Below are 15,658 nucleotides of genomic sequence, written 5' to 3'. Positions count from 1 at the left end.
AAACACTCCTCTTATTTCTTTAGCTCCTCGAGCATTTTGGCTTCGTCCCAAATTTCAATATTGAGTTCTTCTGCCTTTGTCAGCTTACTTCCAGCTGCTTCGCCGGCAATGACTAAGTCTGTTTTTTTACTTACGCTACCTGCTAACTTGCCGCCTAATGCTTCGATCGCTGCCTTTGCATCATTACGAGACATTTCTTCTAATTTCCCCGTCAGCACAATCGTTTTTCCTGCAAAGTAGGAATCACTTTCTTCTACTTTCACCGGTTTTGGCCCAGTGTAGGTCATATTGACCCCAAGTTCTTTTAGTTCATTTAGCAGATCTAGTATTTCTTCTTTCTCAAAGTACGTGACGACTGCATCGGCCATTTTTTCACCAATTTCATCTACTTCAAGTAATTGTTCTTTCGTTGCTTGTTTTAACTGATCGATATCCTCAAAGTGCATGGCCAACGTCTTCGCTGCTTTAGAACCAATAAATCGAATACCAAGTCCAAATAATAAACGTTCAAGAGAGTTTTCTTTCGATTGCTCGATCGAACGCAGTAAATTATCGACTGATTTTTCGCCCATTCGTTCTAGCTGAATCAACTCTTCTTTTGTTAAGCGGTAAAGGTCTGATACACGAGAGACAAGCTGTTCTTTGAAAAGTTGTGTAATGACTCGCTCGCCTAGCCCATCAATATTCATCGCATTACGAGACACAAAGTGAATGAGTCCTTCACGTATTTGAGCGGGGCATTGTGGATTGATGCACCGAAGCGCCACTTCTCCTTCAATTCTGACCAGCTCACTTTGACACTCTGGACATTCAGTCGGCATGTGAAACGGCTTTTCTTCTCCTGTTCGCTGATCAACAAGGACCCCTGCAACCTCTGGGATAATATCGCCCGCTTTTTTGACAATCACTTGATCAAAAAGGCGGATATCCTTTTCTTTGATCAAATCTTCATTATGAAGAGATGCACGTTGCACTGTCGTCCCTGCCACTTTTACAGGCTCAAGAATCGCTGTTGGGGTGATGACGCCAGTACGCCCCACACTTAGTTCAATATCAATCAGCTTCGTCACGACTTCTTCGGCCGGAAATTTGTACGCAACAGCCCAGCGTGGACTTTTTGCTGTGAAGCCTAGTTCTTCTTGCTGAGCCAATGAATTGACTTTAATGACAATGCCATCGATTTCGTATGAGAAATCAGCACGCTTTGTTTTCAGTGTTTCAATGAGGTCGATCACTTCTTCAATGGTTTGGCACATCCGTCTTTCTTTGTTCGTTTTAAAGCCAAGCTCATCGAGAAGATCAAGTCCTGCGCTTTGCGTTTCAACACCAATTTCATCAAGCTCCGCTATACTGTAGACGAAGATATCAAGGTTTCGTTTCGCTGCAATTTTCGTATCAAGCTGACGAAGTGAGCCAGCAGCCGCATTACGCGGGTTCGCAAACGGCTCTTCTTCGTTTTGTAATCTTTTTTCGTTAAGGGCTTCAAAAGAAGGTTTTGGCATAAATGCCTCGCCTCTCACTTCAATCGACAGAGGCCGATTGATTTTGAGCGGGATGGAACGAATGGTTTTGAGGTTCTCGGTAATATCCTCACCTGTTGTCCCATCACCCCGCGTGGCCCCCCGGACAAACACGCCATTTTCATAACGGAGAGAAACAGCGAGTCCGTCAATTTTCAGCTCGACATTGTAAGCGACGTCGTCACCGACTGCTTGACGAACCCGGCGGTCAAAATCAAGAAGGTCCTGTTCATGAAACGCATTCCCTAGACTGAGCATCGGTGTACCGTGACGTACTTTTTGGAAGGCGTCTAAAACAGCACCTCCTACTCTTTGCGAGGGTGAATCCGCTGCTTTTAAATCAGGGTATTCTTCCTCCAGAGAAATCAGCTCACGCATCCGCGCATCATATTCAGCGTCAGGAACACTTGGACGATCCAGTGTGTGATATTCGTAGTTGTATTGATTCAAAATCTGGTGTAGTTCCTCGATCCGGCGTTTCGCTGCTTCTTTATCCATCTGCTTCTTCCTTTCACTTCATCCGTTTTGTCAGTCCTATCAGTTTATTGCTTTTCGATTGGCGCAAATGCGGCAAGGAGACGCTTAATGCCTGTAGGGCTTGGGAAGGCAATATCAAGCTCTGTACTATCCCCACTACCTTTTACACTCACAACCGTGCCAACGCCCCATTTTTTATGAGCGGCTTTATCACCGACAGCCCAGCCAATGCTGCCGCCGCCTGTGTTTTGAATGGTTTGCGTTTGGGGACGTGAGACAGGCCCTCGTCTTTGCGGTCTTTCTCTCGTTTGGCCAAACGGTGTTTTCGTTTCTTTTTTCTCATTTAGGTTGTCCAATAAATCAGCTGGTATTTCTCTGATAAATCGTGATTCCAGATTCATGTTCGTCCGGCCGAATAACGTTCTCATCTTCGCACTTGATAAATAAAGCTCTTCTTCGGCCCGTGTGATCCCTACATAAGCAAGACGGCGCTCTTCTTCCATCTCGGCATCTTCCATTAATGAACGGCTGTGCGGGAAGACGCCTTCCTCCATGCCCATTAAGAACACAACAGGGAATTCAAGTCCTTTTGCTGCGTGAAGCGTCATTAAAATGACCGCATCCTGATCTTCTTCCTCAGCCTCATCCAGCTTATCAATGTCTGCGACGAGGGCGAGGTCTGTCAAGAAGGTGACAAGTGATTTATCTTCATTTTGTTCTTCAAAGTTTTTAGTGACCGATAGAAACTCGTCAATATTTTCTAAACGGCTTTGTGCTTCAATCGTTTTTTCGATCTTCAGCGCTTCACGGTAACCTGTTTTCTCTAGGATCTCTTCCGTTAATTCTGTGACAGATAAATAATCCTGCATATTTGTCATTTGATCAATGAGCTGTTTGAACTCATCAAGTGCATTGGCTGCTCTTGCACTGAGTCCAATGAAATCCACCTGACCAAGTGCTTCAAACATAGAGAGATCATTCATTTCTGCGTATGCGGCAATTTTATCAACAGAAGTCGCCCCAATTCCACGCTTTGGTACGTTGACAATGCGCGCAAAACTAATGTCGTCATCTGGATTTGACACAAGGCGTAAGTAAGCCAAAATGTCCTTGATCTCTTTTCTGTCATAGAACTTCGTGCCGCCGACGATGTTGTATTGAATGTTTGCCTTCATTAACGTTTCCTCTATGACACGTGACTGAGCGTTCGTTCGATAGAGGATCGCAAAATCAGATAACTTACGTTTGCCGCTCTGATGAAGCTGACGAATCTTTCCAGCGACAAATTGACCTTCACCGAATTCATTATCTGCGCGGTAATAGGCAATCTTCGCTCCTTCGTCATTTTCTGTCCAAAGGTTTTTTGGCTTACGGTTTGAATTGTTTTGAATGACCGTGTTTGCGGCATTCAGAATACGTTTAGTCGATCTGTAATTTTGCTCAAGCAAAATCACTTCACTGGACGGATAATCTTTTTCAAAGGAAAGAATGTTTGTAATATCCGCTCCACGCCAGCGGTAGATGGACTGATCCGAGTCACCGACCACACATATATTTTGAAAACGCTGAGCAAGCAATTTCACAAGCATGTACTGCGCTCTGTTTGTATCCTGATACTCATCGACATGAATGTATTGGAATTTTCGCTGATAGTGTTCTAATACTTCAGGGATCCGCTCAAACAGACGAATCGTCATCATAATAAGATCATCAAAATCGAGTGATTGGTTTTTGAGTAATCGTTTTTGATAATCTGTGTAGACGTCGCTGACCACTTGATCATAGAAATCACCAGCAGTTTTAGCGTATTCCTCTGCGTCAATGAGTTCGTTTTTTGCACTACTGATTGAACCTAAAATGCTACGTGGATCAAACTTTTTAGGATCGATATTTCGTTCTTTTAAAATGTTTTTAATGACTGAAAGCTGATCAGATGTGTCTAATATAGAAAAGTTGCGATTCACACCAATACGGTCAATATCGCGTCGTAAAATGCGCACACACATGCTGTGAAACGTAGAGATCCAAATGTCATCCGCACCAGGCCCTAAAATCGCTTGTACACGCTCACGCATTTCTCTTGCTGCTTTATTTGTAAAGGTAATCGCTAAAATATTCCACGGTGCCACATGCTTTTCTGCCATTAAATACGCAATTCGATGCGTGAGCACTCGTGTTTTTCCACTACCTGCTCCTGCCATCAGTAGCAGCGGCCCGTCTGTTGCTTTGACCGCTTCTTTCTGCGCGTCATTCAGCCCTTCTAATAGATGATTTGATATTTCATTCATTTCATTCACCGCCAATTCGAACTTATGTTCTATTTTAACCCGTTTCGTCTTGTTTGACTATGATGACTTTTTCACTGCGTCGACTGTCTTTAACGCTTCTTTAAAATTGTCATAAATGACGTTTCCCACTACGACAACGTCTGCATGCTGTGCAAAGTCTTTCGCCTGCTCTTTGCTTTCAATACCGCCGCCATAAAATAGAACCGTTTCATGTAGCACTGCTTTGGTTTCTTTCACAAGCTCTATGTCTCCAAGCGTCCCGCTGTATTCTAAGTAAAAGATGGGCAGTTTCATCAAGTGCTCTGCCACTCTCGCATATGCCCTTACGTCATCTATATCCAGTGCCGTATTGGCCTCTGTCAGCTTAGCCGCTTTACACTCTTCGTTTAAGATGACATATCCTTCCGGCACAATCTCTTCCATTGACATCAAATCACCGTATTCCTTCATCGCATCCTTATGCAGACCAACAATCCAATCAGGATGAGCGCTGTTTAACACAGTGGGGATAAAATACAGGTCAAAGCCAGGCACAATCATCTCATGTGTCGAGATTTCAAGGACACATGGCACAAGAAAGCGGCGCACCTTTGACATCAGTTGCAGTACGTTGTCTTCTGTCACGTTGTCACTTCCGCCAATCACAATGGCATCCGTACCGGATTCACAAATCGCTTCAAGTTGTTCATCGGAAATCTCTTTATTTGGATCGAGTTTAAAGACATGCTTCCACTCGGTAACATCATACATGAAAAACGTTCCTCCATTCGTTTCATTCCATTTAAATATTATAACAAAATCAGACACCGCAAAAAATGGGTAACCTCCTTCAGCTAAAAGTTTCATTCTTTTGAAAATAGTCGATTTTCACTTTAGGCGAGGTGAATGGAGACTATATGAAAAGCTCCACTTCAAGAGGAGCTGAAGGAGATCAATAGATGCGTGCTGAACTGAAATGAGAGCTACTTCATCTCATCACATGATATTATACATGAAAGGAACATTTTACTATCGACCAAGCAGGTGAATGATTTGAAAAGAATCATCACATATGATCAAACGATCGACATCGGATACATCTATCTCATCCCGCCTCGAATCGGGACAATCAAAGAAACCATTGAATTAGACGTGAATGAATGTGTGAACGTAGACATCGACAAAGAGGGCCGAGTGGCTGGGCTGGAGTTATTTGCAGAAGAAGCCAAGGTGTTGAAGCACACACCCGTTTATGAGGACGAGCTTTCGTTACGTTTTACGGATCAGGAAGTTCTCTCAACCTATCATTTATCGGGCATTGAATTTCTTTTCTCGACGCCTGATCACGAAGGGTTGATCGGTTTTACGATTGTCGATCCTCTTCGATATCACATCAAAAAAAAGACAAGAAAAAACCGTTTTGAATGGTCAAAACGGTTTTTCTAAACTATTGTCTCACTTCATTAAAATAATGAACAGATGTCATGGCCCCTTCATCGACCATCTTGTTGTCTTGAATATCTAACGGATCAGGGTGACCAGCTTTTTCAGGAACCTTTTCATCTGAGCGGAACATGCTTGCCCATTTTTTGAGATGCTGTTTATTTTTCACTGCTAATAACACTGCACCACCAACCCCTAATCCTGCAAGTACATACGCATTCGGACGCTTATTCATGTATGTTCCCTCCCCTTATGATCTTATTTGTAAGTTACCCCGCCTTTTCATTTCTAAACGTCACAATCTGTTGAAGTGGTTTCTCTTTCAATGAAAAGTGGAATAACAACAGTAATGATAGAGAAAAGAGGGGATTTACGTGACAACAACTTTCATTGTCATTGGCGCATTATTAGTGATTTTTTTCATCATACCAATCATTTTATTCATCTGGATTTGGATGCGAGATGAAAAACAGGAAGAGCATTCTGTCCTACGAAATTATCCGGTCATTGGAAAGCTACGGTTTATTTTTGAAAAAATAGGACCTGAGCTTCGTCAATATCTGTTTCTAAATGATCGAGAGGAGCTTCCTTTCTCAAGAAGAGAATACGAGCAAGCTGTCATGTCTGGGAAGTACAAAAGCCGGACAATGGGCTTTGGATCAAAACGTGATTTTGACAAGCCTGGTTACTATATTCGCAACGTCCTATTTCCAAAGCAGCGAGATGAGTTACGCATCGATCAATCTGAAAAAATCCAAACAAAAGTGTATCAGATCGATCAAGACAATTTACTGAGAAGAAGTGAACATACCAAAGAGATCGAAGCAAAACCTTACTATCTCCATCAAGACGATGTACAAGTGATAGGCGAGCACACATGTCAAAAGCCTTTCCGTGTAAAAGGCCTGATTGGTCAGTCAGCCATGAGCTACGGATCTTTAGGCGACAGGGCCATTACAGCATTATCCTCAGGATTAAAGATGGCTGGCGGTACGTGGATGAACACAGGTGAAGGCGGGCTTTCTCCCTATCACCTCAAAGGCGGAGCCGATATTATATGCCAGATTGGGCCTGGTCTATTTGGCGTGAGAACAGAGGATGGCGCTTTTTCCTTTGAAGAGTTTAAGAAAAAAAGCGAGCACGAGGAAGTCAAAGCCTTTGAGCTGAAGCTGGCTCAAGGAGCTAAAACACGCGGCGGACATATTGACGGTGAAAAGGTCACCGAAGAAATTGCAAGCATCCGTAAATTGCCGCCCCACCAATCCATTGACAGTCCAAATCGATTTGAGATGTTCCATTCCATTCCTGATATGTTTGATTTCATTGAACAGTTGCGAAGTATAGGCGGAAAGCCAGTCGGCATCAAGCTTGTGGTCGGACATAAAGAAAACATTGAGGAACTTGCAGCGTACATGAAAAAAAGCGGAAAGCATCCTGATTTCATTACAGTAGATGGCGGAGAAGGCGGCACTGGTGCATCCTTTCATGAATTGGCAGATTCCGCAGGGCTGCCGATTTTCACGGCACTCCCAATGGTTCATCAAATATTGAAGGAATACGGTGTCAGAGATCAGGTAAAACTCTTTGCTTCTGGCAAACTTCTCTCACCTGATAAAATTGCGATTGCCCTTTCCATGGGTGCTGACTTTGTCAATATCGCACGGGGACTCATGTTTTCAGTCGGATGCATTCGCGCACAAGTATGCCACACGAATAAATGCCCAGTCGGGGTCGCCACAACTGATCCAAAGCTGCAAAAAGGTTTATCCATTGAAGAAAAGAAATACCGAGTCTGTAATTATATCCTTTCTCTTAGAGAAGGTTTGTTTAATTTATGCGCAGCAGCTGGAATCGAATCACCTATTCATTTTAACGAAAAACATATTATTTTTAGACAAGAAAACGGCCAGACAAGTGAAGTCCCTATGTTCTCAGGCACAGAGCAGTCTGTCTAGCTTAAAAAGGTGCGTTTCCGCACCTTTTTTCGTTGACATTCTTGCTCAATCACGTATAAAGAACTTAATAGATCTTTGATAAGGAGAAAGAGTATGCGTGAAAAAAAGGTCCGCGGTATGAAACGAAAGACTCAACAGATCATAAAAGAAATGAACGCAAATACGCAGTCGTTTCCGGAGAATGTTTCTGACTACTGGCACCTGCCTCTACCAGCGGCTTATGATTTTATGACTTCCAACAGAACACCGAAAAAGATCAAACGTCTATGCATTCAAACTCTATTGAATAGAGCTGAGCATCTCATTGATTTGAAACCAAACGACGGGGACATATATCGTGTCGTGGTCGCAGTCGATCTGCCTGAATTATGGCATTCACAAATCATTGTGTTTAAAGGGGATTCTTATGTGAAAGATTTCTTCAACAGACAAGATGAGTATCAGACATGGCTTCCCCTTTCTGATCAGAGAAATATTCAAAAAGAATGGGATTTATCTGTTGCGCAAAATATGCGAACCATCGGTTTTAAGGAAGTGATCACTGATGACGATGAAGTGTCCTATGAAGGTGAACGATGGTTTATGGGAGAACTTGATGACATCAAATAGAGCCATTTCAAATGAAATGGCTCTTACTTGTTCAACTTCAAAACGACAAATCATAAAGAATGTTTGCAGTGAAAGCTGCTTTATTTTGTTTCGTCCGTTGCTTGTTGCTCTGCTACACGGTCAAGTGCCATCGTATAGGCATCATTTCCGTAGTTCAAGCAGCGTTTGACACGTGAGATAGTGGCTGTACTTGCACCTGTTTCCGTCTCAATTTTATGATACGTATTTCCCTCGCGAAGCATACGCGCTACTTCAAGACGCTGTGATAAAGATTGGATTTCATTGATGGTGCACAAATCATCAAAAAATCGATAACATTCTTCCAGGTCTTTAAGGGATAAGATGGAGTTGAATAGCTGATCTAAGCTTTTGCCCCTTAATTTATCAATTTGCATCTTTATACATCTTCTCCTTTACTATTGGCACACCGCTCCGCACTGACTTTTCCGAGAAAGCGGTATCTTTCCTGACTCATTTTTTTCAACCTCAGCAATGAGCTTTGAACGAATCATGACAGGTTTGGTTCTACGCTGAAAATGCCATCAGGTTCTTTCGTAAGCCGAAGCTTCTTTATCGTAAACAAATTCGACAAGTTTTGTCATATTCCTTGTGCGACAATCTGACAAACTTGTTTGCCTCCGATATCTAGAACACTTCTGCTCTGTTAAGTCTTTCCCTAAAAAACAGTATGTGTAGCAAGCTTGGCGAGACGATAAACCTGCGCCCCGCCTTGCTTAATTATTCAAAATATGTTGGTCGGCCAGCGTAACCGACAGATTCATTTTACAATTGGGCACTTCATTCGTCATGTCAAAGCCCTATGCTTTGTCACCATATCTAGCAGCGAAGAGATCTTTTGCTCACTCCTGCCCTATAACAGCGGTCAGAAATCCAGCAAATATGATACAGCTCCACTCTGTTATATTTTAACGCATTATAGACGGAAAGAGTACAGTTTTTTTCATGACATCAAATATTCCTCTTGGTGTCACTCGAATATACGGCAAGTGTGTGCTTTGGAAAAAGACAAGTGTATCAATCGGGCAGTCAAATGGATACCCTCGCTCAATGAGTAGCTTGCGTAACGTTTGCTCCTGCTGAAGAACCGTTTCAAACGGTTCAGCTGATGCACAGCCTGATAATTGCAGCGGGATTTCATGCAAAATCTTTCCGTTTTCTGTGAGCACAATTCCACCGCCAATTTCTTTCATTCGCTTATGAGCGAGCATCATATCATCTTTATTTTTCCCAATCACTAAAATGTCACCAGTGGTTGAAAATGAGCTGACAAACCCTTGCACCTTGTTTGCAAATCCTTTTAACATTGTGTTCACGCGCCACTCGCCTTTTCGATCAATCAGGCTGAAGAAGCTTTGATCATGGTCACAGGACAGCTGATTGACAGAGTTATCAATCTCCACTGTATAAGGCTCCATGATGACAGCATTGCGCATTTTGACACCAAGAGGCATTGAGAATTGCAAGTCACTCATTGTCAGGTCATAGCTTAAATCTAATGGTTCAAGCCCACCATTTTCCCATTTTGTCTCTTGGAATTGATGCTGGTTCTCCCCCTCTAATTTCAGGATTACCCCTTTAGAAATCACCGTTTCTGGATTTGGATTCATCGGATCATCTAAAATATTCAAAGAAGCCAATCGGCCAGGACCGACCACGCCTAATAAGTCATCAATTTGATAGTATTTCGCAATGTTAAAAGTCGCCATATTGTACGCATCAATAGTAGGCACGCCTTCTTCAAGGGCAATGGAAATGAGACGATTGATCATGCCTTCTTCATAAAAGTGAGGCGCTGATCCATCTGTTGTATAGAAAAAGTGATCGTAGTGCCTAAAGTCACGCTCATGCAATTCCCTTAAAATGTTCACTAAATCTGGGCGGATGGAAGAATGACGCAAGGACACATGATAACCTAGAGACAAGCGTTTGAGCACATCGTCTGCATTCATTGCTTCATGATCACTGTCCGCTCCAAACAGCTTCATTTTTGTTAGCGTTTTCTCAGAAGCCCCAGGGAAATGCCCTTCAATTCGTTTTCTCTGCTTCTTCGTTTCTTGCATGCAATATAAAATGAGATCATCACCGTCCATTAATCTTGGCCAGCTCGTTAATTCGCCGCCTTGAAGGACGTCGGGATGATCAATCCATTCTTTCCGATAGTTAATAGGAAGCATCTCATCTTCATACCTGACCTCGGTTTGAAGATCGTATCTGGACCACCAGAAGTACTGAAATGGCTGCTTTTTTAATTCACACAGAGTGGAAAGCGCTTTCTTTTCGTTGCTTTGCAAAAGAAGAAATAAGTTATCGCTGACCATCGTTGTTGTGCCAAATTGAGACACATATTCTGCAAGTGATTGGGGATTATAAATATGGAACGGATGCGCGTGAGGTTCAATATACCCCGGCACAATGTATTTACCTTCACAATCAATCACACGTTTAGCTGATTTATTTTGAGGAAGCTCTGCTCCGACATAAACAATTCGATCATCATGTATCCAAATATTTGCCTTCACCCATTGCTTCAAAAACGGGTTTAGCACGAGTCCATTCGTTAAAAGGAGTGTTGGAACTATTTTTGAGTCGACTACATCGATTTGTGTGCGGATGTCATTGTTTCTCCAATTAAAAGTACGTTCGGACATTCACATACTCTCCTTCATTTGTATTAGCCCTATCGTAACATAACGAACCACGTTACGCATTAATGAAACGTTACAATTTCTTGAAATCACACTTAAAATAATTTAAAAAAGGAGAATCACTTGCAATGAAACCTAATCTTGGCTTAATGGAAGCGCTCATGAGAATTGCCTGCGGAATGACGATATGTACTGTAGCTGGATCCTTATATGCTCGAAAACCATGGAGTAAAATGCTGCTTTTTGGCATCATGCTCGGCGGATTAAAATTGGGCTCTGGTATTCTTCGTTTTTGTCCAGTGACCTATATGTGTGAACAGCAGAATACACATAAAGAGAAGGCTGAGTAGACAGCCTTCATCAGATTGTTGACAAAGGGCTAAAATGATTTTTATTATAGCCCGTTGTCTTCCTTTCAGCGTGACATGAAAACCTTTGAAGCCTAGGAAGGGCGAGCACCGGAGCGGAGCGAATGTTACATTCGTGAGCACCGGCGCACAGACCTGACAACGAATGCGAGGGTTTATCTGCACGCTGGAGAAGGCTGAGTAGACAGCCTTCTTTTTTTGTGTGTGAATCATTCCGCTGCTTCGCACCATTTGACCAACGTACCAGCAATGATTTCTGCTGCTTCAATCACATGTTTGATCTCAATGGATTCATTCGGGAAATGGGCAAGCTCTGTCGTTCCAGGTCCAAACACAATGATTGGGATATCCGCTGCTTGTGACAGTAATCCGCCGTCTGTCCCCCAAGGGGCGGCTTCCACTTTTGGCGGGTGCTGCATGACCTCTTCATATTGTTCCTTCAATAGACCTAAAAGCGGGTGATCAGAGTCGATTGACCCTGGAAGCCACCTAGCACCAAACCACTCCACCTCCACAGGATGTTCTTGAAACCAATCATCCTTTTCAGCGAGTCCAGTCATCCAATTTTCTAATTCCTTCTCTGCCTGCTCAACTGTCTCACCTGGCATCACACCAAGCCTGCCTTCCATTGTGACAAGATCTGCGACAGAGGACGGCCAATCACCGCCTTGAATTTTCCCAATGTTGATTGGAATTGGAATCGGGATATGCTGAAACAGCGGCTCCGTCACTCGCTGATTTCTTTCTTTTTCTAGTGCCGCTATATGAGAAAGGACCACCGTGCTCTTTTCAATAGCAGAAACACCGTGATACCTTGTTCCGCCATGAGCTGCCCTTCCTTTAATATGCAGCCTGAACCACTTTGATCCTTGCTGAAGCGGAAAAATGTTCATATGACTTGGCTCTGGAATGATGGCAGCATCCGCTGTGTACCCTTTCAATATCGCTGCAAGTGTGCCTGCTCCGCCGCTTTCCTCTTCGACGACACTATGAAACACCACATCTCCTTTCAGGGGAATCTGAAGCGCATGCAGTGCCTCAAGCGCAAAGAGTAAAGAAACGTTTCCACCTTTCATATCTGTTGCCCCGCGTCCATAAAGTCTCCCGTTTATGATATGCCCGCTGTAAGGTGGATATGTCCATTGATTTGTATCTCCTGCCGGAACCACATCTACGTGCCCGTTTAATAAAATCGATTTGCCGCCACCTTTTCCTTTCAATCGTCCAGCAACGTTGGGACTCCCATGAAAAGATCGGCGCGGGGAATAAAAATAAGGATGCTCTAGTAATTCATCGCCGCCAATTTCCCAAACGTCTACATCAAAGCCAATGGCGGACAGTTTATTGGCCACGATCTGCTGCACGTCTTCTTCATTTCCTTGGGTGCTGTCACATTGCACCATTTGCTGAAGAAGCGTAATGGCTTCATCCTGATGCTCTTTCATCCAGTTTCTAATACGTGTCATTGGCTGCAAGTCGTTCATCCTTTCTACACAACAGATTTGACATCAGGCGCTAAAATTAATGGCGCTTCAGTCGCCCTTATGACATCTTCCGGCTGAAATGGCGGCATGACTTCACGTAAAATGAGCAGCTGAGACTTGACCTCAATGACCGCCATATCCGTAATAATCAAATCGACACACGCTTTAGCGGTTAACGGCAATGTACAAGCCGATTTCACTTTAGATCGACCGTGTTTATCAAGATGGCTCATCACCACCACCACTTTTTTCGCTTTTTGCGCCAGCTCAATCGCTCCGCCCATACCCGGTACTCTTTTCCCCGGTACAATCCAATTGGCAAGATCCCCTTGGCTGCTTACTTCAAGTGCACCCAAAATCGTCATATCCAGCATGCCTTTTCGGATGATGCCAAAAGCAGTCGTACTGTCCATGTACGAGCCGCCCTTTGTCAACGTAATGGGAAAACCACCGGCATTGCACAAATTCGGATCTTCTTCCCCTTGCAGAGGCGAGGCTCCTGCCCCCATAATGCCGTTTTCTGCATGCAGCCACACCTCGTAATGTGATGGAATGTAATCTGCTGCTAGGGTCGGAATGCCGATCCCAAGATTCACAATCATGCCATCTTCAATTTCCTGTGCTGCTCTTTTGGCAATACGGTGTCTTAAATCGATGTCTCCCATGCCCATGTCCAGTTCACTCCTTTTGATTGCACGATTTGATTCACAAATACGCCTGGCGTCACGATTTCTTCTGGATCGAGCTGCCCCGCTGCCACAATTTCTTCTGCCTCCGCAATGGTCCAGTCTCCCGCCATCGCCACAATCGGGTTTGTATTCCGTGCGCTTTTATCAAAAATCAAGTTTCCCACTTCATCTGCTTTGTAGGCATTGACGATGGCAATATCCGCTGTGAGCGCAGGCTCTAACATATAATTCTTCCCATTCAGCTCAACCAATTGTTTCTCATCGAGATTCAGGCTATCCATCCCAACATCTGTCACAATGCCCGCCAGCCCCATTCCGCCTGCTCTGATTTTTTCTGCAAGAATGCCCTGCGGATAAAAATGAACGTCTAATGTACCAGCTTGCATTTTCTGTCCGGCAATGGGATTTGAGCCGATATGAGAGGCGATGATTTTTTTCACTCTTCCTTCTGTGATGAGCCGGCCCACACCAATTTGCGGGAAACCTGCATCATTTCCGATCAATGTCAGATCTTGAATATTTGCTTGCAAAATGGCATCAATCAACGATGGTGGTGAACCCACGCCGCCAAATCCGCCAAACATGATGGTCATGCCATCTTTTAATCGCGTCATCACTTCATCCAAACCCACAGTTTTGTTCATGTTCGTTCCTCCTTACATAGCAGATGGGAAAAACCCTCGATTGATTACTTCTTGTTCGACTTGTGTGATGGTCTGGCCGAATTTATCAATCAGTTCATCCATTTCCTGCTGTGTGATGGAAAGCGGCGGTGCGATCATAACCGCTGCGCCTCCGACTCCATTCTCTCCAGCGCTTGCTGGATACACCAGCAGTCCATTTTGTTTTGCCGTTTCAACGACGAGATTGGTTATCTGAGCATGTGCAGGAAATGGCGTTTTGGATAAACGATCTGCGACAAATTCAATGCCAATAAGCAATCCCTTCCCTCTTACATCCCCTATGATGGAATGGGCTACTTGCAGATCTTTTAAAGCATTCATCATGTATCGCCCGGAAAGTTCAGCCCGTTCGGGAAGCTGATGCTTTTTCATATATCGAATGACCGCTAATGAAACGGCTGCTGAAAGCGGATTGGCACTATATGTGTGCCCTGCCATGACAGAGCCGGAACCGCTGATAATCGGTGCCATCACACGATCCGTTGAGACAACTGCTGCGATTGGAGAATAACCTGCGCTCATGCCCTTTCCGAGAACCATGATATCTGGTACCGTGCCCCAATGTTCCATCGCAAACATTTTTCCAGTTCGTCCAAAGCCCGTCATGACTTCATCTGCGATCAATAAAATGTCGTTTTCTTCACAGACTCGCTTCATTGCTTCGAAATAACCGTCTGGTGGCAGGAGCGCCGCTCCCGCTGCGCCAACAATCGGTTCAGCAATCAATGCGGCGATCCTCTCTTTTCCTATACGCTGGATGACGGTCTTAAATTCCTGGACATACCACTCGACCTGCTTGCTGTCTTCCTTTGGCAGCCATGACCGGTAGCTATAGGGCGGTGACAGCACTGGGTGCTTTTCAAGCAGTGGTTCAAAGCGCTCTCTCCTTGCAATATGTCCTGACATTGACAGCGCCCCTAATGTAATACCGTGGTAACTCATCCATCTTGAGATGATATGATTTTTTTCCGTCTTCCCCTGCTCCTGCCAATGCTGAATCGCCATTTTCATAGCAGTCTCCGTTGCCTCTGAACCGCTCCCTACAAAAAAAGACCAGTTCAGATCACCTGGGCAAAGTGTACTCAATTCATACGCTAGTTCTTCCGCTGGTTCATTCGTAAATTGTGATCTGTACGTAAAGCTCACCTTTTTCGCTTGCTCCGTCATCGCATCAATAATGTCTTGTATGCCATGTCCAATACTTGCCGTGACTGCCCCTGATGAGCCATCTATATATTTTTTCCCGTCCCGATCATATAAATAAATCCCCTCTCCTCTCACAGCCACAGGATATTGCTGATTTAACATCGGTTTGATTAAGTAATCCCGGGTCTCCACTTTGTCATTCCTCCCTCTCTTGTCAGCAGCTGCACTTTTCTTTTTACATGAATCGCAAGAAAATTTTGTATACTTGGTATAAGATTAGCTTAATCAAGAGGGCAGTCATCCTCCATTCGCCATATGCCCGAATTTCACATGTGTTTTTTATACATGGTG

The 15,658-nt window shown here is 44.0% G+C and carries 14 protein-coding genes; 4 read left to right on the top strand and 10 right to left on the bottom strand.

All coding sequences use genetic code 11. The features are described from left to right. Positions 1-11: 11 nt before the first annotated feature. Genes ligA through MHH31_RS03365 form a run of 3 tightly spaced genes read right to left on the bottom strand, consistent with a single transcriptional unit; the run spans position 12 to position 5,035 of the window. Complete coding sequence (gene ligA, locus MHH31_RS03375) at positions 12-2,018, bottom strand: NAD-dependent DNA ligase LigA (protein ID WP_025206875.1); 2,007 nt, start codon at positions 2,016-2,018, stop codon at positions 12-14. A 44-nt stretch (positions 2,019-2,062) separates the two neighbouring features. Next, entirely contained in the window at positions 2,063-4,285 is a 2,223-nt protein-coding gene (pcrA, locus tag MHH31_RS03370; RefSeq protein WP_039168527.1) for a DNA helicase PcrA, read from the bottom strand. 57 nt (positions 4,286-4,342) lie between these two features. Next, positions 4,343-5,035 (bottom strand): heptaprenylglyceryl phosphate synthase, encoded by a 693-nt coding sequence (locus MHH31_RS03365; protein ID WP_058336465.1) that lies wholly within the window; start codon positions 5,033-5,035, stop codon positions 4,343-4,345. A 273-nt stretch (positions 5,036-5,308) separates the two neighbouring features. On the opposite strand from MHH31_RS03365, the gene MHH31_RS03360 reads away from it, so the two are divergent. Beyond that, positions 5,309-5,710 (top strand): DUF2283 domain-containing protein, encoded by a 402-nt coding sequence (locus MHH31_RS03360; RefSeq protein WP_253718713.1) that lies wholly within the window; start codon positions 5,309-5,311, stop codon positions 5,708-5,710. A gap of 1 nt (position 5,711) precedes the next feature. Here MHH31_RS03360 and MHH31_RS03355 read toward each other — a convergent pair whose 3' ends face one another. Continuing rightward, positions 5,712-5,942, bottom strand: a complete 231-nt coding sequence (locus MHH31_RS03355) for a hypothetical protein (RefSeq protein WP_017366762.1) — start codon at positions 5,940-5,942, stop codon at positions 5,712-5,714. Between the two features lie 139 nt (positions 5,943-6,081). Between MHH31_RS03355 and MHH31_RS03350 the strand changes: the two genes are divergently transcribed. Together MHH31_RS03350 and MHH31_RS03345 are read left to right on the top strand one after the other, a co-directional pair. Further along, a complete protein-coding gene (locus tag MHH31_RS03350; protein ID WP_035391436.1) occupies positions 6,082-7,662 on the top strand; it encodes an FMN-binding glutamate synthase family protein in 1,581 nt (526 codons plus the stop codon). 93 nt (positions 7,663-7,755) lie between these two features. Continuing rightward, positions 7,756-8,271 (top strand): DUF3916 domain-containing protein, encoded by a 516-nt coding sequence (locus tag MHH31_RS03345; protein ID WP_058336463.1) that lies wholly within the window; start codon positions 7,756-7,758, stop codon positions 8,269-8,271. An 80-nt stretch (positions 8,272-8,351) separates the two neighbouring features. Here MHH31_RS03345 and MHH31_RS03340 read toward each other — a convergent pair whose 3' ends face one another. Then, positions 8,352-8,666 carry a YerC/YecD family TrpR-related protein gene (locus MHH31_RS03340; protein ID WP_007496879.1) on the bottom strand — a complete coding sequence of 105 codons (315 nt, stop codon included), beginning with the start codon at positions 8,664-8,666 and terminating at the stop codon, positions 8,352-8,354. Positions 8,667-9,197: 531 nt separating this feature from the next. Continuing rightward, a complete protein-coding gene (locus MHH31_RS03335; protein ID WP_058336462.1) occupies positions 9,198-10,940 on the bottom strand; it encodes an adenine deaminase C-terminal domain-containing protein in 1,743 nt (580 codons plus the stop codon). Positions 10,941-11,065: 125 nt separating this feature from the next. Here MHH31_RS03335 and MHH31_RS03330 point away from each other — a divergent pair, with 125 nt between their 5' ends. Continuing rightward, entirely contained in the window at positions 11,066-11,287 is a 222-nt protein-coding gene (locus tag MHH31_RS03330) for a DUF2892 domain-containing protein (protein WP_008344274.1), read from the top strand. 227 nt (positions 11,288-11,514) lie between these two features. On the opposite strand, the gene MHH31_RS03325 is transcribed toward MHH31_RS03330, so the two are convergent. From MHH31_RS03325 to MHH31_RS03310, 4 genes are read right to left on the bottom strand one after another with little or no spacing between them, the layout of a single operon-like run. Then, positions 11,515-12,780: a peptidase gene (locus MHH31_RS03325; protein ID WP_282746696.1), complete on the bottom strand. Its 1,266-nt coding sequence runs from the start codon at positions 12,778-12,780 to the stop codon at positions 11,515-11,517. A gap of 14 nt (positions 12,781-12,794) precedes the next feature. Then, the gene (locus MHH31_RS03320) at positions 12,795-13,460 is read right to left on the bottom strand and encodes a 3-oxoacid CoA-transferase subunit B (RefSeq protein WP_008344276.1); all 666 of its coding nucleotides are present in this window, start codon (positions 13,458-13,460) and stop codon (positions 12,795-12,797) included. Further along, positions 13,436-14,122, bottom strand: a complete 687-nt coding sequence (locus MHH31_RS03315) for a CoA transferase subunit A (RefSeq protein ID WP_072367859.1) — start codon at positions 14,120-14,122, stop codon at positions 13,436-13,438. Before MHH31_RS03315 ends, MHH31_RS03320 begins: the two co-directional genes overlap by 25 nt. A 12-nt stretch (positions 14,123-14,134) precedes the next feature. Next, the gene (locus MHH31_RS03310) at positions 14,135-15,499 is read right to left on the bottom strand and encodes an aspartate aminotransferase family protein (protein ID WP_039168511.1); all 1,365 of its coding nucleotides are present in this window, start codon (positions 15,497-15,499) and stop codon (positions 14,135-14,137) included. Between the last annotated feature and the right edge of the window lie 159 nt (positions 15,500-15,658).

The organism is Bacillus sp. FSL K6-1033 (genome assembly GCF_038630765.1).
Taxonomy (GTDB): domain Bacteria; phylum Bacillota; class Bacilli; order Bacillales; family Bacillaceae; genus Bacillus; species Bacillus altitudinis.
The sequence above is the reverse complement of the archived record's forward strand: the minus strand, read 5'-3'. Positions and strand labels throughout refer to the sequence as shown.